The sequence below is a fragment of the Paenibacillus anseongensis genome (assembly GCF_009757995.1).
Classification (GTDB): domain Bacteria; phylum Bacillota; class Bacilli; order Paenibacillales; family NBRC-103111; genus Paenibacillus_E; species Paenibacillus_E chondroitinus.
Genome location: NZ_WSEM01000015.1, coordinates 240,033 through 259,406, shown reverse-complemented (window position 1 = coordinate 259,406; position 19,374 = coordinate 240,033). Strand labels below are relative to the sequence as shown.

The 19,374-nt window shown below is 46.6% G+C and carries 24 protein-coding genes; 1 reads left to right on the top strand and 23 read right to left on the bottom strand.

Features of this window, described 5'->3' with window-relative positions; all coding sequences use genetic code 11:
* Nucleotides 1-85: 85 nt before the first annotated feature.
* The 12 genes from GON05_RS16150 to GON05_RS16095 form a co-directional block, all read right to left on the bottom strand.
* Entirely contained in the window at nt 86-679 is a 594-nt protein-coding gene (locus GON05_RS16150; protein WP_127451445.1) for a tetratricopeptide repeat protein, read from the bottom strand.
* A 79-nt stretch (nt 680-758) separates the two neighbouring features.
* On the bottom strand, nt 759-1,142 hold the full coding sequence (gene panD, locus GON05_RS16145) for an aspartate 1-decarboxylase (protein WP_127451443.1): 384 nt from the start codon (nt 1,140-1,142) through the stop codon (nt 759-761).
* A 5-nt stretch (nt 1,143-1,147) separates the two neighbouring features.
* Nucleotides 1,148-2,011 (bottom strand): pantoate--beta-alanine ligase, encoded by an 864-nt coding sequence (panC, locus tag GON05_RS16140; protein ID WP_157320068.1) that lies wholly within the window; start codon nt 2,009-2,011, stop codon nt 1,148-1,150.
* Between the two features lie 27 nt (nt 2,012-2,038).
* Nucleotides 2,039-2,893, bottom strand: coding sequence for a 3-methyl-2-oxobutanoate hydroxymethyltransferase (gene panB / locus GON05_RS16135; protein ID WP_157320021.1), 855 nt, complete (start codon nt 2,891-2,893; stop codon nt 2,039-2,041).
* A 257-nt stretch (nt 2,894-3,150) separates the two neighbouring features.
* Complete coding sequence (locus GON05_RS16130; protein ID WP_157320020.1) at nt 3,151-4,119, bottom strand: biotin--[acetyl-CoA-carboxylase] ligase; 969 nt, start codon at nt 4,117-4,119, stop codon at nt 3,151-3,153.
* 59 nt (nt 4,120-4,178) lie between these two features.
* The gene (locus tag GON05_RS16125) at nt 4,179-5,462 is read right to left on the bottom strand and encodes a CCA tRNA nucleotidyltransferase (protein ID WP_246239176.1); all 1,284 of its coding nucleotides are present in this window, start codon (nt 5,460-5,462) and stop codon (nt 4,179-4,181) included.
* Between the two features lie 29 nt (nt 5,463-5,491).
* Complete coding sequence (bshA, locus tag GON05_RS16120; RefSeq protein WP_157320018.1) at nt 5,492-6,679, bottom strand: N-acetyl-alpha-D-glucosaminyl L-malate synthase BshA; 1,188 nt, start codon at nt 6,677-6,679, stop codon at nt 5,492-5,494.
* 19 nt (nt 6,680-6,698) lie between these two features.
* Entirely contained in the window at nt 6,699-7,391 is a 693-nt protein-coding gene (gene bshB1 / locus GON05_RS16115) for a bacillithiol biosynthesis deacetylase BshB1 (protein WP_157320017.1), read from the bottom strand.
* A gap of 1 nt (nt 7,392) precedes the next feature.
* Nucleotides 7,393-7,812 (bottom strand): methylglyoxal synthase, encoded by a 420-nt coding sequence (locus GON05_RS16110; RefSeq protein WP_157320016.1) that lies wholly within the window; start codon nt 7,810-7,812, stop codon nt 7,393-7,395.
* 27 nt (nt 7,813-7,839) lie between these two features.
* The gene (gene dapB / locus GON05_RS16105) at nt 7,840-8,643 is read right to left on the bottom strand and encodes a 4-hydroxy-tetrahydrodipicolinate reductase (RefSeq protein WP_157320015.1); all 804 of its coding nucleotides are present in this window, start codon (nt 8,641-8,643) and stop codon (nt 7,840-7,842) included.
* 26 nt (nt 8,644-8,669) lie between these two features.
* Nucleotides 8,670-9,179 carry a tetratricopeptide repeat protein gene (locus tag GON05_RS16100; protein WP_157320014.1) on the bottom strand — a complete coding sequence of 170 codons (510 nt, stop codon included), beginning with the start codon at nt 9,177-9,179 and terminating at the stop codon, nt 8,670-8,672.
* Between the two features lie 62 nt (nt 9,180-9,241).
* Nucleotides 9,242-9,580, bottom strand: a complete 339-nt coding sequence (locus GON05_RS16095) for a nucleotide pyrophosphohydrolase (protein ID WP_127451427.1) — start codon at nt 9,578-9,580, stop codon at nt 9,242-9,244.
* A 114-nt stretch (nt 9,581-9,694) separates the two neighbouring features.
* Between GON05_RS16095 and GON05_RS16090 the strand changes: the two genes are divergently transcribed.
* The gene (locus GON05_RS16090; RefSeq protein ID WP_157320013.1) at nt 9,695-10,567 is read left to right on the top strand and encodes a YitT family protein; all 873 of its coding nucleotides are present in this window, start codon (nt 9,695-9,697) and stop codon (nt 10,565-10,567) included.
* Between the two features lie 41 nt (nt 10,568-10,608).
* Here GON05_RS16090 and GON05_RS16085 read toward each other — a convergent pair whose 3' ends face one another.
* From GON05_RS16085 to GON05_RS16035, 11 genes are all read right to left on the bottom strand, one after another.
* Nucleotides 10,609-11,499 (bottom strand): sporulation protein YpjB, encoded by an 891-nt coding sequence (locus GON05_RS16085; protein WP_157320012.1) that lies wholly within the window; start codon nt 11,497-11,499, stop codon nt 10,609-10,611.
* Between the two features lie 66 nt (nt 11,500-11,565).
* The gene (locus GON05_RS16080; protein WP_246239171.1) at nt 11,566-12,183 is read right to left on the bottom strand and encodes a DUF1405 domain-containing protein; all 618 of its coding nucleotides are present in this window, start codon (nt 12,181-12,183) and stop codon (nt 11,566-11,568) included.
* Nucleotides 12,184-12,290: 107 nt separating this feature from the next.
* Complete coding sequence (locus GON05_RS16075; RefSeq protein ID WP_181646563.1) at nt 12,291-13,181, bottom strand: menaquinol-cytochrome c reductase cytochrome b/c subunit; 891 nt, start codon at nt 13,179-13,181, stop codon at nt 12,291-12,293.
* Nucleotides 13,182-13,201: 20 nt separating this feature from the next.
* Complete coding sequence (gene qcrB, locus GON05_RS16070; RefSeq protein WP_127451419.1) at nt 13,202-13,873, bottom strand: menaquinol-cytochrome c reductase cytochrome b subunit; 672 nt, start codon at nt 13,871-13,873, stop codon at nt 13,202-13,204.
* Between the two features lie 17 nt (nt 13,874-13,890).
* Complete coding sequence (locus GON05_RS16065; protein ID WP_127451417.1) at nt 13,891-14,436, bottom strand: QcrA and Rieske domain-containing protein; 546 nt, start codon at nt 14,434-14,436, stop codon at nt 13,891-13,893.
* Between the two features lie 281 nt (nt 14,437-14,717).
* Nucleotides 14,718-15,149, bottom strand: coding sequence for a DUF2487 family protein (locus GON05_RS16060; RefSeq protein WP_157320011.1), 432 nt, complete (start codon nt 15,147-15,149; stop codon nt 14,718-14,720).
* Between the two features lie 72 nt (nt 15,150-15,221).
* Nucleotides 15,222-16,301: an LCP family protein gene (locus tag GON05_RS16055; RefSeq protein ID WP_157320010.1), complete on the bottom strand. Its 1,080-nt coding sequence runs from the start codon at nt 16,299-16,301 to the stop codon at nt 15,222-15,224.
* A gap of 149 nt (nt 16,302-16,450) precedes the next feature.
* Nucleotides 16,451-16,639 carry an IDEAL domain-containing protein gene (locus tag GON05_RS16050; protein ID WP_157320009.1) on the bottom strand — a complete coding sequence of 63 codons (189 nt, stop codon included), beginning with the start codon at nt 16,637-16,639 and terminating at the stop codon, nt 16,451-16,453.
* A gap of 174 nt (nt 16,640-16,813) precedes the next feature.
* Nucleotides 16,814-17,968, bottom strand: a complete 1,155-nt coding sequence (locus tag GON05_RS16045; protein WP_157320066.1) for a hypothetical protein — start codon at nt 17,966-17,968, stop codon at nt 16,814-16,816.
* Nucleotides 17,969-18,107: 139 nt separating this feature from the next.
* On the bottom strand, nt 18,108-18,689 hold the full coding sequence (locus GON05_RS16040; protein ID WP_157320065.1) for a histidine phosphatase family protein: 582 nt from the start codon (nt 18,687-18,689) through the stop codon (nt 18,108-18,110).
* Nucleotides 18,690-18,739: 50 nt separating this feature from the next.
* On the bottom strand, nt 18,740-19,369 hold the full coding sequence (locus GON05_RS16035; protein WP_157320008.1) for an anti-sigma factor family protein: 630 nt from the start codon (nt 19,367-19,369) through the stop codon (nt 18,740-18,742).
* Nucleotides 19,370-19,374: the final 5 nt, after the last annotated feature.

Below are 19,374 nucleotides of genomic sequence, written 5' to 3'. Positions count from 1 at the left end.
TGTATCTTCAATCCCTTCGTCCTGCACTTCTCCTAGCATACCAAATCTTATTAGGAAAAGGGAATACCTGATCGCCATATTGGTTTCAGGACTCGTCCAGATTGATGAGAGGCTCCATACATGAGGGGTCGGTATGGTACGCTTTTTGAAAATACTCGAAAGCTTTTTCTATATTCTGATTCTGCACCTGTATGACTCCCATGGCGTTGTAGGAAATAGCTTTCATCTTGGAATTATCCGTTAGAGGCAGGAGGAATTTGAAGTGCCTGTACGCCTCTCCAAACTCCCCTTTACGCAGATGCCCCATCGCCAAATAGACCCTTGCCAATAAAAAATCAGGCTGCCTGCGAATCAAGACCTCAAACTCCTTGATCGCTTGATCATACATATAAAGCTTGTAGTACCCTTGCCCCCGGACAAATTCATCCGTTTGTTTCCCGGACAGATCAAGATCCATCAGTTCTTTATGAAGGGTTTGGGTACTGATCGGTACGGCCCCATAGAACTTTCCCAGTTTCTCCTCAAAAAGCAGCCACGCCTCAATGAACTCATCACTCATTGTTTTCAACACTTGCAACTGTTCGTCAAGCTCCGCTCTTTTCTCCACATCACTATTCGGATATTCTTTTTGGATTTCTTCCAAAACCTCGTTCATTGTGGAAAATAAATGCTTAAACATTTGGCATCCCACCTTTGCTTCGAAAGCTTACCCTCATTCTTTGTAAACAGAGCCGATTTCATGCATGGAAAGGACCATCTTAAAGGATGGTGGAATGCTCCTCTTCTTTTAACAATTGGGCAACTTTATTATTTGCTCCCATGATCGCAACCGTTGGTTGATGCTTTTTGGCTTCTTCATCCGTCATCATGGCATATGTCATGATAATGACCGTATCTCCTTCTTGCACCAAACGTGCCGCGGCACCGTTCAAACAGACGACTCCAGTCCCGCGAGGGCCTGCAATGATATACGTTTCAAGGCGTGCACCGTTATTGTTATTCACGATTTGCACTTTCTCATTGGGCAGCATGTCAACAAGATCAAGCAAATCCTCATCAATCGTGATGCTTCCAATATAGTTCAAATTCGCTTCAGTTACGGTAGCGCGGTGGATCTTAGCTTTCATCATTGTGCGAAACATAAACTTCACTTCCTCAATTGTATAATGACATTATCGATTAGACGTGTTTTGCCGAATTTAACGGCAAGGGCAAGAATGATTGAATCAATATGAGTGCTGTTCTCAAAAGGTTCCAACGTCGGAAATGCAAGTACTTCCGCATAATCAATAACAGCTAACGGCGCTGTCGCGATATGGTTCCTAACCAGGCTTTCAAGCTCGGCGGCATTGAAGTTAGGGCGAGACTGTACGAATTCCTTTGCTTTATCCAAAGCTTGGGACAAGACTAACGCTTGCTTCCTTTCTTCGTCTGAAAGGTACACATTGCGTGAACTCATGGCGAGACCATCTTGTTCGCGCAGGGTTGGGCAAGGAACGATGTCGACCGGCAAATTCAGATCCTGCACCATCTGCTGTATGACGGCAACTTGCTGGGCATCCTTCAGTCCAAAAAAGGCTTGATCCGGCTGTACGATATGAAACAGCTTGCTAACCACAGTCGCAACGCCGTCGAAGTGCCCCGGCCTCGAAGCCCCGCAGAGCCTCGAGGTAAGCCCTGACACGGCAACTGTCGTACGTGTCGGGGTCGGATACATTTCACTCACAGAGGGCATAAAAACAAGATCAGCGCCGGCTGCTTCCGCCACCTCGAGGTCCCGCTCCGTATTGCGCGGATATCGCTCGAAATCCTCCCCAGGACCAAATTGCAGCGGATTGACGAAAATGCTTAAGACGACAAGCCCGCTCTGTGACCGCGCTTTGCGCAGCAAGCTGGCGTGACCTTCGTGTAAATAACCCATTGTAGGCACAAAACCTACAGATCCATCATTCTTACGTCGGTATTCCCGAATACGGGAACGCAAATCGGCAATCGATTGAATCACTTCCATCGTCTGGATCGCTTTCATGGCCGCTCACTACTCCTTATCGCCGTACAAATATTGAACTACATCATTATCCATGTGGAACGTATTTTCCTGTGTGGGGAACGTCCGCTCTTTCACTTCTTTTACATACTCACGAATGCCCTCACGGATAGTTTCCCCGATATTCGCGTAAGCTTTTACAAACTTTCTGGGCGCACTGTCAGAACCATACTGCAACAGATCATGGTAGACCAGAACTTGCCCGTCGCAGTGAACCCCGGACCCAATGCCTATTGTCGGGATCGATAACTGTTTGGAGATCCATTCGGCCAGCTCATCGGTAACCAGCTCCAGCACAATCGCGAAAGCTCCAGCTTCCTCAATGGCTTTCGCATCGCTAAGCAGCTTCTCTGCCTGCTCGGAACTGCGGCCTTGTACGCGGAAACCGCCGAGTTGATGAACGGACTGCGGGGTTAAGCCAAGATGGCCGACAACAGGCACGCCAGCCTCTGTAATCGCTTTGACCGTTGCTGCGATCTCAGCTCCGCCTTCCAGTTTCACCGCTTTCGCGCCACCTTCTTGCATTAAGCGGGCGACACCTTTGAGGGTAGTATCCAAGCTTCCGTGGTACGTAAAGAACGGCATATCCGCAACGATAAACGTGTTCGAAGCACCGCGTACGGCAGCACGTGTATGATAAACCATATCATCGAGCGTCACAGGCAGGGTCGAATCATACCCCAATACAACATTTCCCAGTGAATCTCCAACGAGGATCACGTCAACGCCGGCTTCTTCCGACAAGCGAGCTGACGGGTAATCATAAGCGGTTACCATCGTAATCGGTATACCGTCCTGCTTCATTTTTCTCATTCTGGCTGTTGTTAGCGGCTTTCGCTTTTCCATTTGTATCCCAGCTTCCTCATATAAAATAAAAAAACCTTTTAGCTAAGAGCTAAAAGGATCGCATGCAGAAAGAATCCAATGATTCTTCTGTCTCGGTCCCGTAGGCTCAGAGCAGAATCCAACCTCTTGTTTACTCATTATTTGGCTGAGTTGAACATGTTACTACGCTTGTATAGCAGCAAGTGCAGTTCCTTTAAGGATACCGCCTCGTTATTCAATTATACCAAATGTAGCTTCCAATTGATACCTCAACTTTTCTACCGCAGTTCAATATCGCCGGAATAAACTTTGATTCTTTCTCCGTCCCCTTTAATCACCGTTAACGCGCCAGTATCATCCAAAGAGTCTGCAATACCCTCAATTACACCCATAGGTGTGTGCGTGCGGATAGGACGCTTGAGCGTGACACTCAATGCTTCCCAAAGCAATCGGATCGGGGAGAAACCTTCTTGCAAATACAAAGCATACAGCTCTTCGAATTCTAAAAGAAAGGCTTGTACCAACGTTTCTCTTTTGATATCCGTTCCAGATTCAATCGCCAAGGAAGTTGCAACTGAACGCAATTCCTCCGGATAGTCTTCGACTTTCAAATTCACGGAGATCCCAATCCCGGCAATGACGTATTTCAGCCGTTCATCCTCGCCGCTGCTTTCCAGCAAAATACCGCTGACTTTCTTTCCTTTGATCAGCAAATCATTCGGCCATTTGATCCCAATGTCCACGCGGCATACTTTCTGAATCGCCCGACAGAGGGCGACTGCGCTCAGCAAGGTTAGTTGAGGCATGAAATACACTGGCACCTTTGGCGTCAGCACCAGACTCATCCAGATCCCTTTGCCTGCGGGAGAATGCCACGCACGCCCCATTCGGCCGCGCCCGGCTGTTTGTGCCTCGGCAAGCACAAGCGTGCCTTCAGAAGCCCCTGAAGCCACCAGGGCGTGTGCAATCGTCTGAGTGGAGTCTACTTCTCCGTACACATGCACTTTTTGCCCGAGCACTTTCGTCTTCAATCCTTGCAGCAGCTCGGTTACCTGCCATTTATCCGGTTTGCTCACCAACCGATATCCTTTACGAGGTGCTGCCTCAAATTCATAACCGGCGGCCCGCAGCTCTTCAATATGCTTCCAAATCGCCGTACGGCTCACATTTAATCTTCGGCTGATCTCCTCTCCAGACACATAAGCTTCCGGAGTCTCTTGAAATAGTTCTAAAATCCGCTCATTCATCTTTTTCACTCCAATTAAAGACTAGTTGGAAAAACAAAAGTAAAAAACCACGCGCACTGCTACTTTGCAGCACGCGCGGCTTGTAAAAGCTTTTCTCGCTCGTTCGGCAATTCGCCGAGCGCGGTTCGTTCCAGCAGGTCCTGCAGCAGCTTACCCATCCATGGGCCCGGCTGCATGCCCAGCTCTGACGCCAAATCCTTGCCGGATATGGCGAGTTCTTTCAGGCTGAAGCAAGGTACCTCGCTCAGCCACTCCTCCCCGCGGCGCACCAGCTCCGGCGCGGTGGTTTCAAGAAACAGCGCGAGCTCGCCGCGCTGGCCGGCTATGGGCTGCAGCGCACGCAGCAGCCGCAGCAGTACGCGGGCGGCGGCTATGCCGCGGCGCACCGCGCCAAGCTTCCAGACCCGCTCCAGCGGAGCAGGGTCTGCAGGTGAGGCGGCCACTGCTTCGCGCAGGGCCAGCACAGCCTCTACCGCGTCGCCGTCGGCGCGGGAGAAGGTCAGCTCCTGGAGCGCCGTGCGGACTACGTCCGCCGGCACCTCCAGGAGCATCAGCAGCATGGACCAGCGGTCATGCTGCTCTTCCAGCGCGCTGACCGCGTCCAGCGCGTCATCCCAGGCGAGCCAGCGCTCATAAGGCAGCGGAAGCTGCTTTTTGAGATGCGCCGTCAGGCGGCTCGCCAGAAGCAGCCGGACCGCCCGCGCAGGGGCTGGGCCGTCAATCATGCGCTGGAGCTCGCTGCGCACGCGCTCCATAGCGATGTGGCGCAGCAGCGGAGCTTGCTCGAGCAGCGCCTGCCACGTGCTCTCCTCGACCTGCAGATCATAGGTCGAGGCAAAACGAATGCAGCGAAGCATGCGCAGTGCATCTTCGCCGAAGCGTTCCTCCGCTTTGCCTACGCATCGGAGCACGCCTAAAGCGAGATCCTTTTGCCCTGCAAACGGATCGATCACTTCGCCTCCGCGGTCCATCGCCATCGCGTTCATGGTGAAATCGCGCCGCTTCAGATCCTCCGTCAAGTCGGAGATATAGGCGACGGAAGCCGGGCGGCGAAAGCCCTCATACTCCGCCTCCTGGCGGAACGTCGTCACTTCATACGTCCCCTGCTGCAGGATGACGGTGACCGTTCCGTGTTGAAGCCCTGTCGGCGCCGTCCGCGGGAAGATGGCAATCACTTGCTCCGGCAAGGCTGACGTTGCAATATCAATATCTTTAATCGGTCGATCAAGCACAGCATCCCGTACGCAGCCGCCTACGAGGTAAGCTTCATAACCTGCCTCCGTAAGCTTAGCCAGCACATAGGAAGCGCCACGATCTTCCCCCAAAATTTTTCCAGCATCCAACATGTTACTCCTAACCAGCGTACATCCTCTTATTGACAGGACGACGCTGTAATCCGGTGAGATTCCGGAAGTTCTCTTCCCAATACGCGATAATAAATTTCTTCATACTGCTGTGTGGTGATATCATTACAAAACGTGTATCTAGCACGGTCCAAACAATTTTGCACCACTTGCTCATACAGTACTTGGTTGCTAAGCAGGTTCACGACATGATCTGCCATCGCATCCGTATCGCCGACCTCGGCTAGATAACCGGTTTCCCCATGTGTAATCAGTTCTGGAATTCCTCCAGCATTTGAACCGATGGTAGGCACACCGCAAGCCATAGCTTCCAGGGCAACCAATCCGAAGCTCTCTTTCTCCGAAGGCAGAAGCATAACATCCGCCAGGGATATCACCTGGGAGACGTCATCCTGCTTGCCACAGAACGTAACCTTATCGGTAAGTCCCAGTTCCTTTACCTTGGCAATCATTTTAGACAAATCAGGACCTTCTCCGACAAACAGAAGCCTAGAAGGAATTCTCTTGCTTACATTCGCAAAGATATCCACGACATCCTGAACACGTTTGACCGGTCTGAAATTGGAAATATGAATGAGGATCTTCTCTTCCGGTCTGGCAAACTCCCCGCGAAGTTTCGTAACATCTCTCGGGTAATACACCCTTTTATCAACAAAGTTATAGGTCAAATCGATATCACGTTCAATATCCAGTAATTCCCTAGTTTCCTTAATTAAATCCTTCGATACTGCCGTAACCGCATCGCTCTCATTAATCGCATATTGAATTAAATCTGAAATGGATTGATCTTGGCCCAATACGGTAATATCCGTTCCGTGAAGCGTAGTGACGACCTTCAGCTTGCTTCCAACCATTTGTTTGGCAAGCAGTGCACACACGGCATGTGGAATGGCGTAGTGAACATGAAGCAGATCAAGCTCTTCCATCTTGGCCACTTGGGCAAGTTTACTTGCAAGGGAAAGATCATAAGGTGGGTAACGGAATACATAATACTGACTGACTTCCACTTCATGATAAAATATATTTTTATGGAATTTACCCAGGCGAAACGGCATGCTGTGCGTAATAAAATGAACCTCATGCCCTTTTTCGGCAAGCAGCTTGCCGAGTTCTGTTGCTACAACGCCTGAACCGCCTAACGTCGGATAACACGTAATTCCAATTTTAAGTTTATCGCTTTTACGTTTGTCGCTCATTTTGCACCTCTTTTCCAGATCAATCGAATCGATCAACCACCATAGGCAGTTTAGAAACAAAACCTTCTGCATACTGAAGCATCCGCTTTTGTCCCAATAAATGGTCACGGGCCACTACTCGTTCTACATAGCCTTGATTCAGCGGTGTCACTACGGTACCTTGCCCCGTTGTAAACTGCGAACGATAAGCGCTCAGCGCAGCCTTTTTGGTCTCATAATAATCGGTTACATTGACAATAAAGTCTGCTTCATACACATCATTTATAAAATAAAAATACATGTTCTCCACATGGACTGGATCAGACTCCGGCAAATATTTACGCAGTTTGGCATTAAAGACAGCTTCTTGAACAAGCGCCGAGCAAGCAATATGATCGGGATGGCGATCCTGCCAATAAGGAGCGAAGACGATTCTAGGTTTGTATTTTCGAATTTCCGCCGTAATTCGTTCAATATGGTCGGGTGTCACGAACAAACCACGATCCGGCAACCCCAGATTGGTTCGCACGGTCAATCCTAGCTGTTGTGCCGCTTGCTCCGCTTCTTCTTTCCTCGTCTCGACCGTCCCATTGGAGGACATCTCTGCATAGGTTAGATCACAAATACCCACCCGGTAGCCGAGTGAGGTATGCTTCGCAATCGTCCCGGCCATTCCAATCTCAGCATCGTCTGCATGTGCGCCAAAAATAAGAATATCTAATTGTTCACTCATCTTATTCAAGACCCGGTTTATATTTATGTACGAGTTCTCTCCAAGCAAAATCCCCGCGATCTAGAGCTTTAACGAGAATTTCCGCCGTGGCAATATTGGTGGCGCATGGGATTCCTTGAACATCGCATAAACGCAATAAAGCAATGATATCCGGCTCATGCGGCTGCGCCATTAAAGGATCTCGCAAAAAGATGATCAAATCCATTTCATTTTGAGCAACCAAAGCACCGATTTGTTGGTCACCGCCAAGTGGACCCGACATAAAGCGATGGACATCAAGCTTCGTATTATCCATGATTCTCTGTCCTGTCGTGCCTGTTCCATATAAGTTATGACCTGCAAAGACATGTTCATACGCCGTAACGAAATTGACCATCTCATCTTTTTTACGGTCGTGAGCGATTAGCGCGATATTTAACATTCTGACTTCCACTCCCCTAGGTCTTTCTTAATCTATAAAATGCTCAAATCCATAAATCATACCGCTATATGTCATTACTTTGCGAACAGCAATCGCTACTCCTGGCATGTAGGCAGCACGGTCATAAGAGTCATGTCTAATCTTAAGTGCCTGCCCTTGTTCAGCCATAATGACTTCCTGTTGAGCAAAAATACCCGGCAGACGTACGCTATGTATTCTAAACCCATTGTAATACCCGCCGCGCGAACCTTCAATCGTTTCTTCTTCTTTCGGATTACCCTGTCGGATCTCTTCTCTTACTTCAGAGATCAGTTCAGCGGTTTTCACGGAAGTTCCCGAAGGCGCGTCGAGCTTCTGGTCACCGTGATATTCGATAATTTCCAAGTGAGGAAAGTATTTGGACGCTTGCGCAGCAAATTTCATCATCAGAATAGCTCCAATGGAAAAGTTAGGAGCAATAATTCCACCGATTCCTTTATCCTGACACTGCTTGTCCAACTCAGCAATATCCTGCGGAGTAAAACCCGTAGTCCCCATTACGGGACGGATGCCCAACCGAATCGCTAAACTTGTATGCGAAAAGGCTGTGTGCGGACCTGTAAAATCTACTAATACATCCGGTTTGGATTCGGTTAGCGCAAGCTCCAAATCATTGCTCATTTTGACGCCGCATTCTTCAAATCCTACCATTCTTCCAAGATCAATTGGGCCTGAGGAGCGGTCTACCCCCGCCACCAATTCCATATCGGACTCCGTGAGCACGGTCTTAACGACCTCTCTCCCCATTCTTCCACTTGCCCCAATGACGGCTACTCGAATTTTACGATCCATGACGATGTTTCTCCTTTGTGTATGTTTCAGACTCTATTTTTCATCTTTTGCTGGTAGCGAGCAGCCTGCTGCTTGGCTAGTTCGTGATTCGGCTCCAGTCGAACGGCTTCCATAACCGTTTGATAGGCTCTCCCGTAATCATTTCGGAAAGCGAAGGCTTCCCCAAGTATTAGATAAGCTTCAATCGTCAAAGGATCGAGCACAATCGCTTCCTTCAGCAAGAAAATCGCTCGTTCTGCATGTTCGGATTCTGTGCTTAACTGCCTGCGAGCTTTATCGACTAATTCTCTTGCATGCAGTACTTGCAAATGATAACGGTACACTTGATTTTCTTGTTCCAACTGAGTAGCTATTGACGCGTGTTCAATGGCATTACTCAGCTTATTGCTTCTTCCATAAGTTATCGATAGTTTGTAGTGATAGGCAGCATTGTCGGGTTCTGCGATTATCGCTTTTTCAAACCATTCGATGGCTTTTTCGAAGTCTTGTGAAAGTATAGATTCGTACGCTTTCTGTATTTGATCTTCTCCATTCATCTGCCCATCCTCCTTATCGAAAGAGAGTCTCCCTTCAGAGGGGATGGTATAGTTTATGAAGCTTATGTAATTTCGGTGTTAATTTTAGTCCATCTACCCGCATCTCTCGTATTGAACTTATGCATGATTTTATCATGAGCTTCCGTCAAATCAATCCCCAGTGAGTTCGCGAAACAGATCGTAATAAACATAATATCGCCGAGTTCCAACTCAATGGAGTTGTCCGCTTCCGTGCTTTTTTTCGGTTTCTCACCATAAGTATGGTTCACTTCGCGGGCTAATTCTCCCACTTCTTCGGACATTCTTGCGAGCATAGCTAGAGGACTGAAATATCCTTCCTTGAACTGGGAAATATAAGTATCGACTTCTTTCTGTATATCTTTCAGCGTGCGTTCCGACATGTTCACCCTTCTTTCCTTCTTCTTCACCAAGATATCATTACTATGTTAAACTAAACAAGAAAAGTTGACAAATTTTTTTGACAGAACCGAAGTATGAGGTTTGGAGGAATCGAAATGATTTTCAAGGAAAGATTATCCGATCAATTTACAAATGTACTTGCCATTACGATTGGCACCGCAATTTATGCATTTGGTTTACATTACTTTGTCATTTCAAATGAGCTCATGGAAGGCGGCGTTACGGGTGTAGCTTTGCTGCTGAAATATGTGTTTAATGTTCCTCCATCTATATCAACCTTGGTATGTAATATCCCCTTATTTTATCTCGGGTGGCGTGTTTTCGGAAAAGGCCCGATGCTGTACACGATTTATGGCGTAGTTTCCTTGTCGTTTTTCCTTTGGGTGATGGAACAGCTCATACATAACAATTGGATAATCCCATTTCATACCACCCAGGATTACTTTCTGGCTACATTATACGCCGGGCTTACGCTCGGGACCGGACTTGGCTTAGTCTTCCGGTTCGGTGGCACAACAGGCGGTTCAGACATCCTGGCTCGTATCGGCAATAAGAAGAGGGGCTGGAGCGTCGGACAAGTCATCTTAATTATTGACGTTATCGTCATTGGATCTTCCTTTCTCTATTTGCCGAAGGAAAAAGTCCTCTACTCACTCGTAGCCGTCTTTGTTACTTCTCGCCTCATTGATTACATTTCCGAAGGCGCTCATGCTGCTAAGGCTTTTACAATCATAAGCGATCAAGCCGTGCCTTTATCTGAAGCTATCACAAAGGAATTAGACAGAGGCGTGACTTTGTTCCCTGCCAGGGGCGCTTATTCGGGTAACAACAAAGAAGTATTGTATTGCGTCGTGTATCGCCATGAAACAAGACGTCTTCGCGAGCTCATCCAATCCATCGATGCTCGCGCTTTTATCATCATTGGGGAAGTCCATGACGTGATAGGCGAGGGCTTCAAAACACAATAAAAAGGTTGAGCAGAATTGGCTATCTGCTCAACCTTTTTATTTTAATCGCCAAACTCCTGCTCCTGCGCTCGCGTGTTCTTGATTGGAACGATATGCCGACCGGATTGGTACATTCGCCAGCCCACGAAAGATAACACGCTAACGATGATCAGTCCAATCCCAGCAGACCAGATGATCGGATGCTTAGGATCAGTGATAGGGACGAAAGCAATGGCATCTTTATTTTTCAAAAATAATTCGTCCAGCACTTGGCCCAAATGTTCCAGTCCCGTTTCTACTTGACGACCAATCATCGGTTGGCTATTAATGTTTTTCCTTAAAAACACAATGACGGAGTCAAGTTTCTCGACAGAGGAAGCATCCCTGCTAATCAGTAATGATGGATGAATAATGGCGATATGCTGAGAAAGCTTACCGAAGTCCGCAATGCTCTCTTGCTGTTTGCCCGCTTTGACAGCTTGTGTCAATGCAGCCGTGTCATTTTGCAGCACTTTATAATATTGCAGCCACATGGGCTGATTTTTATGGGTTAGGGCATCCGTTGCAAGTCGAATTTTGGCTACAGCCATCTGAGCTTCTTCCGGTGAGTAGCTCGCGGCGCTATAGACTCTCTTGGCCTGTGTAATTGTTTCGGTAAGCGCATTAAGCCCCTCTACGGAGGTTATTCCTTCAAATTGTATCTTTGGAATTTGATCTGACATTTGCATCAGCTTATTCCGTGCCTCAAGCACTTGGCCATCCATCGTTTGCTTGTACATTTCATCAGCAATTTGATTCAAGAACTCAACCCGCTTCAACTGTTCCGGATCTACGGGTTTAGCAGCTTGTCCTATCGTGCTGGTGCTGGCTGCGCATGCAGAGCTTATACTTACGACTGCTGCCAGCAAAAGCGTGACCGTCAGTCGTTTAATTCCCCCGGTAAACATAAACATGGGACATCCCCTCCTTCACCATCATCATATGGAGGTTCGTCCCAATTTAGACCATCGGTTATGTGATTATCGTTGTTTCTTCTGACGCAAACCCAAACAGATGAAAGCTATCAAAATACCTATAACGCTTAAGCTGATTGTAAACCCTTCTATGGTTCTATAGTAGTTGTTTACAAGCACTTCAGGCAATCTGGGGAATACCCCTCGTTCATAATCCATGAAGTCGTTCCACAACGTCCAGCAGGCAACAAGCAGGATAGCCGGGATCCGGAATGTATACCATCTCACAAATAATAGCGCTTCCACTGCCATAGCCAAATGGGAGCACGTAAGCATCCAACCATCCCAGCCAACAGGAACTCCTTGCCAAGCGCCTGCCCAAATCATGGTTACTGCCCATACGCCATATTTAAATGAAGTGATAAGAGCAAAGGCTTCCACAAAGCCTCTAATGGCTTTATACACTTTCCCGGACCGGCTGCCTCTTGAACGATCTAAGATTAAATAACCGACCGACAAAGTGAAGAACAAACTGGCTGTCGGGCTATCTGGTACAAAATAGACGTACCAAAGTGGTTTTTCGGCTATGGTGTCCACCATTTGAAGCCAATACCACTCATAACCATACACAGTGCCAAGCAGATTCATAATAAAAAACAGCCACAACATCGTTTTGCTTAACAAAAAATCCCTACTCCAAAAATATGAAATGGACACGCCTTGATGCAAGTAAGCTCCTCCTCCGGTGATTTAAAAAAACCTGACCGCTTTCGCGATCAGGTTTCCCTATTTTATTGGGCCTTTTGTTTGGATAACCATTCAGTCAGCTTTGTGATATCGGCATCTGTTAAGCCTTTATCAATGTTGGCTTGATATTGTTTACCCATGTTCCCTTTACCGTTCTTAACAATGTTCAAAATCTCATCTTGCGAGTGCTTGTCACCTACGCCAAGCAATGCCGGTACGCCTGAAGCCGGCATCCCTTTAAGTCCAGCACCGTGACAGGACAAGCAAGTTGCTTTTTTGTAGATTTCAGCACCCGGATCATCTGCTGCTACGATAGCAGGAGCTTTCTTCGTATCCTTCGCCGCGCCGCCGCCAGCAGCTGCGCCTTTGTTCGCGTGCAATTCTTCTTCACGCTTGATGTGCTCAGGAATGATGTTTTTCTCTTTCAACTCAAATTGGTAGTGATCCCAAGATGTGTACGTCAGGTATGTACAAGCGATTAGAGATAAAATCATCAAGCTTGAAGCGATTGGTCTTCTGTAGAAGCGACGCTCTTTGCCTGTATCCAAGAAAGGAGCCAGCATCAAGCCACCGAACAGCAAACCAGGTACAACAACCGCTCCAAGTACTACGTAATCTCCGGATGTATACGGATATTTCAACAATTGATACATGAACAAGAAGTACCAGTCAGGCATCGGAATAAACGCTGTATTCTTAGGATCCGCAGGATAACCTAGCGGAGCCGGATCGGACATGACTAACACTAACATTCCGACTAGTACAACGACCCCTACCATCCACTCTTTTAACAAGAAGTTTGGAATGAAGGCTTCCGATTTTCCCGGATACGCAGAGTAATCGCGAGGGATTAATCTTTGTTCTTGTGTTTTCTTAATTACGCGGGAATCCCCAACGTAAACGATTTTCTCGTCTGACTTATGACCATGCGCCACGCTATTCGCCCCTCCCTAATTTATAGCGGTCCGGAAATACCTTGTTTGCGAATCATGAAGAAGTGTCCAGCAAGCAAAGCGAGCAGAACGCCAGGCAGGAAGAACACGTGAATGGCAAAGAAACGAGTTAGTGTTTGCGCACCAACGATGCTTCCGCCTTGCAGCAACGTTTCAATGTACGGACCCGCTAAAGGTACGGACGCTGCAATTTTCATACCTACTTGTGTAGCAAAGTATGCTTTGTTATCCCATGGAAGCAGGTATCCCGTAAAACCTAGACCTAACATAACGAAGAAAATGAGCATGCCTACTACCCAGTTCATTTCACGTGGTGCTTTATAAGAACCTGTGAAGAACACGCGCAGGGTATGTAAGAACATCATTACGATAACTAAACTAGCTCCCCAGTGGTGCATACCTCTGACGATAACACCGAAAGCTACTTTATGTTGTAAGTAGTCAACGCTTGCATAAGCATTGATGATATCAGGTGTGTAATACATTGTTAAGAACATACCTGATAAGATTTGAATGACTGTAATGAAAAACGTCAATCCGCCGAAGCAATACACGAAAGCGGAAAAATGATGAGCAGGGTTTACGTGTTCTGGAACCTCATGATCTGCTACATCCCTCCACATAGGCGTAATATCAAGACGTTCGTCAATCCAGTTGTATACGTTTTTAAACATCTGACTGTGACGCCTCCTTATACTCTTGTGTTAGCATGCAGTTGTCCCACATAAACGAACCCATTCTCAACTTTGGTTGTGTATTCATCCAATGGTTTTGGTGCGACAGCAAGGTTTTTACCATCTTGCGTATAGTGAGCACCATGACAAGGACAGAAATACTGATCTTTGTAAGCCGGGTTATCGTTCCAGTTGACCGTACATCCAAGGTGCTTACAAGTAGGATTCAATGCAAAGAGCTTGCCGCTGCTGTCTTTGGAAATCCACGCAACCAATTCAGCGTCACTTTCGTACCAACCATCCACTTGATGAACTTGGAACGTAAACGATTGTGGTACATTTGTAATTTTACTTTCTTCGACAACTTTAACCCAATCCGATTCTGACTTCTTCTGAAGCACAGGATCTACCGCAAACCGAATCATCGGAATAATGATGCCGGCCCCCATGAATCCTCCAGCGCCACCTAGGGTGTAGGATAGAAATTGTCGACGAGACATTTCGCGTTTAGTCCCGGGTTTCTTCCCATGCTGTTCTTCATTGTGATTGTTATGATCACTCATTCTCAGGTCTACCCTCCTACATTGGCCGATGTCCAACCCTCTCGGACGTCAGTTACCTCTATCACGTGTCGTTCGACATTACACTACATAACTAGGACATTACTAATAATATCCTACGACTACTAGGTCGTCAAGAATCCAGAACTCCTTTTGAGCCATTGAAAACTTGGCGTTTGGACAAATTTTAACGAAATTGTCACAACTTTTTGGCAGCCAATGTACGCCATTCCTTCCCTTATCCTGTGCAATTTTTTTTCCAATAATACGCTTACCAGCTAAAGTTAATCACTATGCTGCCATAAGTGCTGAACTTGCTTAGAAATACTGGCTTTGATCTGTTCGGCTTTGCTCTCCCACTGCTCCATGTCGACAGCGATCAACAAATCGGTTTGATCTGCCTTCCAGCTTGCAGCTTCCGTATGTATGGTCAGTACGATGACGTACCGGAATCCCATCCTTTTTAAATGAAGAGAAAGGGCTTCTAGCTGGTCCTTCATGCTCACCGCCGTCATATAATGAAGCGCCGGGTACGTTACTACCCTACCTTTGTATGGAATTTCGATGGTTTCCAGTGCATCTCGGAGCTGTTCCAACGCCAAGGTTACTTGTGCGGGGTCTTCGAATCCGGTCAACCCCGTTACTGGCAGCAAACATGTGTCCAAGTATGGTTTTAAATCGTACCATTCTTGCGCAGAAATCTCATTAAACTTCAACCGTGCTTCCCCCTCTATCTTTTACCAAAAATGCGTTTGCTATGTAGCAATAGCCATCGCTTCTTGTACACTTTAATCTGTCTGCAAATGGCTGTCAATTGAACTGTCGATCGAGCTGTCGAATGAACTGTTATTCAAGCTGTCCGTTTGTCCGCGCAACGCTTCAAGCGCTTCCTCCAAATCCTGCTGTTTCACGACCAGGTAAGGACTCTCCCATGTCCCATCCAGGTGAATATACTGAACATTAGCCGGCTTATACTCACGGTACGATTTGGTTAATGTGCGAAGTTCGTCTGCCGGGATGTCTGTTTTAATGGAACTTCCCATAATATCAAGCACTTTCCCCCACGCGGTTACTCCATTAAGTGAAGTTAATTTATCAAGTAATTCATTGAGCACAAATTGTTCTCGCTGATTCCGTTCCAAATCGGACGATTCCGCTGTACCCATATTCGATTTGCGGTAGCGAATATAATCAAGCACTTGTTTGCCATTTAAGCGCTGCGTGCCTTTATTCAAATTAATATTTGTTCCGTCACTCTCATCTTGGTATTTCATATCCATATCGACATCAACCGTCATACCGCCTAACTGATCGATAAGCTTGCGAAACCCATCAAAATTAATAACAGCCATGTGATCAATCGGAACTTGATAAATCTTGCTGAACAACTGCTTTGTCTCATCAAGAGCCGTTTCTTTGTTTTTATTATAGTTATAAGCATAGAAATAATTAGCTTTATGCGAGGTTTCTAAACCGGACTTTTCTGCTGATACCTCAAGGTCTCTAGGAATCGAGACTACTGTACCCTGATGCGTTACCGGATCAATACGAAAAAGCATCATGACATCCGTATTTAACGATCCTTCGCTACCTGACCGCTCGTCAATTGCCGTTAATAGCAGGGTAAGCGATTTCTCTTCCTTCTCTGTCGCATCGGATGTTTGGGACGTCTGCGATACAGGATAATTGCTTGTGTCGATTTCATTTGAAGCAGGCGCGATAGGAGCGGCTATTTGATCCAAGGCATGGTTCCATTTATTCATCAGAAAAGCGGCGTAGCCGGATGCTGCCCCGACAACGAGTAATGTAAATAGAAGAAACGATGATAAGACTTTCCGTTTCCGCATGGTTTTCAAGAGCTTTCTCATTTGTATTCTCCTTTTGCGTCGCAATATAGTCTAACTAATCGACGTATGGAGTAACAAAATAGTTCTTTTTTGTCGTCTTTCCAGCAAAAAAAGACATGTGAACTGGATTCACATGTCTTTCGTCCCTATTGTGGCTGCCACCACGATCATTATCCTGAAGTTTTCAGCATTTTAAGCTCAGATGTAAGAGCAAGGAATGTCGGTTGATCCCCTTTTGCTAACGCAAGATCAATCTCTTTGTAGAGATTCTGTTCTTTATATTTGCGAATGGCATCATCCCAAACCATTTCCGCGAAAAGTGCCAGCAGCGCGTTGTTAGATACATTCATTTTTCCCATGAGACCTACCTCCAAATGTGTACGCGGTTTGTCAGGAGCTTCTTTTTCGCAAAAACATGAAAGTCCGTTCCTAGGTGTCTGCCAACCCCTGTGTGCTCCTACTTTTATCATATTCAATCCGTACATTCGCGCTTCGTTCAAAAGCCCGATTGATTAGGAATGTGTCTTTACCTACTACTTAATATCCCCTTTGAACCTTGCACTCTCTTGGTCCAGAAAAAGGACCACCTTGTCTTCTTCCGCAACAAAAGTACCTTGAATCACTTTAGAGCCCATCTTAGTCGCTTGCACGACCATGCCGTTCTCTAGATCTTCACCAATACGTATAAGCCCAAGATGCATCATCATTTGTAAAATACGCTGTTCTACGATGGATTCCGAACTGTCATAATAAAAGGGCTTGACCAATTTACATAACACTTCGCTTAAAGAGGCTAAAGTGACCCACTGGCCGCTTAGGCGGTCAACCCATCCCGCGAGGCTTTGTACATTGGGAATAGGGTTCTTATAGAGCCTGAGCCAGAACTTATACACATCCGCCAGATTCTCTTTTTTCCCTTCCAGCAAACGCGATTTTCCTTCCTCCGTCAAACTGAGCACTTGGCCTTGCTCACTAATTAGCTGCCGATAATAGCAGTAATCATAGATGAATGAAAATCGGTTCGGATAGTCTTTGAACATGCGTCCGTATCCGAAGCGCCAAGCTCCTTTGGACACCATTTCCTCCTGCACAGACATGCGATCCAGTATTTGCTGGAGCTGCCTCTTGTACATGGATCCTTCAACTGTTAGAGGCAATTCCTGCACCTGAGAAAGGAACGTCAAAAAATGAAAGATATCCTCAATAATGAGTAACTGCTCGTCTCGATAAACGTTAGGCTCAGAAGTTTGTTTCAAGCTCTGTTTGAACTGTCCCGTAAGCACATCGCTAAATTTCCGTTTCAAATCATTAGGCACATGAAACAAAAATTTGGTTTGCTGGGAATACCCATTAAACAACCAGCCGAGTTTCTTAAATTTAATGACCATGTCGCGGGGATTCCATTCAACGGATTCATCTTTCTGAAACCGTGACTGTTGAACTCTAGCGATCAGTTCTTCAATACTGAATGCGTTGCGAGGATCGAAGAGGAGAGAATTCAAAAATCGGATGTCCTCCAAGTTCAAGCTTTGAATGTGCTTCTCGAAAATCTCTCTGCGCAGGGCTGTACTCAAAATCGACTGAATCAACTCGTTTTTTGAATGGCCATTGCACTCACACTCATAGGTGTTAGCGATTCGGCCTAGCTCGTGGATATCGGCGTAGCTGAGCATGTCCGCTAGGTTCATTTCCATCTACATCCCCCATTTGGCGAAGCTTTCAGCTCCGTGGTTTCTAGTAACCATTATGGGAATTTTTCCCGAAAATATTCCAAGCCATGCAAAAAAAGCATGACTCTATAACAGAGTCATGCTTCTTATCTCGCAATTATTCGTGTACGATTTCCAGATGAGATAAACAATTGTACAGCTGGAGCTCCCACCCTTTTTCCTGACGCAGCAGGATGGTTAGGGACGTATTTTGCAGGAATTGTTCGCTATCCATGCGCAATACTCTGAGCACCTGCACAATGAATCCCCCGTGTGAAACCAATAATATTTTCTTACTCGGATAAGCTTCTAGCAGTTCACTTTCTAATTCGGACCATCGTTTCCACAGTTCATCATCTGACTCCTGGCCTAAATCCTGAAGCTTCCATTCTGGCCCCCAACGTTCTTCTCTTTCGGCTACTGTCGTTCCTTCGACCTGGCCATATCTCCGCTCGCGAAGCCGGCTATCCGTCCCGATAATGGGAATTCCCGATAGCTGTGACACGATTTGGGCCGTTTCCTTAGCTCGTTTTAAATCACTCGAGATGATCCCGTCCCAGGATTCGTTGGCTAATCGGATTCCAAGCAGCCTGGCCTGCTCTCTTCCTTCATCCGTCAAATCCGTGTCCAACTGCCCTTGCAGCTTCCCTAAACGATTCCATTCCGTACTTCCATGCCGGATAAATCCAATCGTTGTCATTACCAATTCCTCCATCAGTCAATAAAATGAAAAATGCCCCTTCCGGAGCACTAGGCTTTTGTTCGCGATAACCAGTTCATAATGATGATTGTTGCAATTAGACCCAAAATGGATACAACAAGCAAATAATGCGGATATGAATGAATTGGCCCTACATGGAATCGCAACGGCTCCATAAAGCTAGGGTTAAGGCTTGCTACGGCATCTACCATCTTATGGCCATTCATCGTTTCTGAGCCCGTCGACTTCATAGCTTGCGGCGCTTGCAAATCAAATAGCGTATTGTCGGCCGCAGCTATCGACGACTTGGGCGTACCGTCATAGACAACAGCGAATAAAAAGCTGAATACGAATAACGCTAAACAAAAAGCAATGACAGCCGTAAGGTTGCGGCGAAGCTTGTAAGAGATCGTATACATGCGCTCGGAAACCGGAATACGCCATGATTCATCATCATAAATTCGACTCATGACCTTGCCTGAGACCATCGGTTCATAATCAGGAAGCTCGCTCTCGATTGCAGCAGTACGTATGAGGATCGTACTTTCTTCCCAAATCTGAAATTCTTCCGCACATTCGGCGCATGTTGCAATATGCTCATCCACCGCGGTACGTCGCAGGTCATCATTCGGCAAGTCCCAATAAACCCCAAATAATTCCTGGATCTCACTACACTTCATGGCTG

What these genes read in the sequence shown, in the direction of transcription:
- GON05_RS16150 (WP_127451445.1), bottom strand. Translation starts at nt 679, where the DNA reads ATGTTTAAGCATTTATTTTCCACAATGAACGAGGTTTTGGAAGAAATC.
- panD (WP_127451443.1), bottom strand. Translation starts at nt 1,142, where the DNA reads ATGTTTCGCACAATGATGAAAGCTAAGATCCACCGCGCTACCGTAACT.
- panC (WP_157320068.1), bottom strand. Translation starts at nt 2,011, where the DNA reads ATGGAAGTGATTCAATCGATTGCCGATTTGCGTTCCCGTATTCGGGAA.
- panB (WP_157320021.1), bottom strand. Translation starts at nt 2,893, where the DNA reads ATGGAAAAGCGAAAGCCGCTAACAACAGCCAGAATGAGAAAAATGAAG.
- GON05_RS16130 (WP_157320020.1), bottom strand. Translation starts at nt 4,119, where the DNA reads ATGAATGAGCGGATTTTAGAACTATTTCAAGAGACTCCGGAAGCTTAT.
- bshA (WP_157320018.1), bottom strand. Translation starts at nt 6,679, where the DNA reads ATGAGCGACAAACGTAAAAGCGATAAACTTAAAATTGGAATTACGTGT.
- bshB1 (WP_157320017.1), bottom strand. Translation starts at nt 7,391, where the DNA reads ATGAGTGAACAATTAGATATTCTTATTTTTGGCGCACATGCAGACGAT.
- GON05_RS16110 (WP_157320016.1), bottom strand. Translation starts at nt 7,812, where the DNA reads ATGTTAAATATCGCGCTAATCGCTCACGACCGTAAAAAAGATGAGATG.
- dapB (WP_157320015.1), bottom strand. Translation starts at nt 8,643, where the DNA reads ATGGATCGTAAAATTCGAGTAGCCGTCATTGGGGCAAGTGGAAGAATG.
- GON05_RS16100 (WP_157320014.1), bottom strand. Translation starts at nt 9,179, where the DNA reads ATGAATGGAGAAGATCAAATACAGAAAGCGTACGAATCTATACTTTCA.
- GON05_RS16095 (WP_127451427.1), bottom strand. Translation starts at nt 9,580, where the DNA reads ATGTCGGAACGCACGCTGAAAGATATACAGAAAGAAGTCGATACTTAT.
- GON05_RS16090 (WP_157320013.1), top strand. Translation starts at nt 9,695, where the DNA reads ATGATTTTCAAGGAAAGATTATCCGATCAATTTACAAATGTACTTGCC.
- GON05_RS16085 (WP_157320012.1), bottom strand. Translation starts at nt 11,499, where the DNA reads ATGTTTATGTTTACCGGGGGAATTAAACGACTGACGGTCACGCTTTTG.
- qcrB (WP_127451419.1), bottom strand. Translation starts at nt 13,873, where the DNA reads ATGTTTAAAAACGTATACAACTGGATTGACGAACGTCTTGATATTACG.
- GON05_RS16065 (WP_127451417.1), bottom strand. Translation starts at nt 14,436, where the DNA reads ATGAGTGATCATAACAATCACAATGAAGAACAGCATGGGAAGAAACCC.
- GON05_RS16055 (WP_157320010.1), bottom strand. Translation starts at nt 16,301, where the DNA reads ATGAGAAAGCTCTTGAAAACCATGCGGAAACGGAAAGTCTTATCATCG.
- GON05_RS16050 (WP_157320009.1), bottom strand. Translation starts at nt 16,639, where the DNA reads ATGGGAAAAATGAATGTATCTAACAACGCGCTGCTGGCACTTTTCGCG.
- GON05_RS16045 (WP_157320066.1), bottom strand. Translation starts at nt 17,968, where the DNA reads ATGAACCTAGCGGACATGCTCAGCTACGCCGATATCCACGAGCTAGGC.
- GON05_RS16040 (WP_157320065.1), bottom strand. Translation starts at nt 18,689, where the DNA reads ATGACAACGATTGGATTTATCCGGCATGGAAGTACGGAATGGAATCGT.
- GON05_RS16035 (WP_157320008.1), bottom strand. Translation starts at nt 19,369, where the DNA reads ATGAAGTGTAGTGAGATCCAGGAATTATTTGGGGTTTATTGGGACTTG.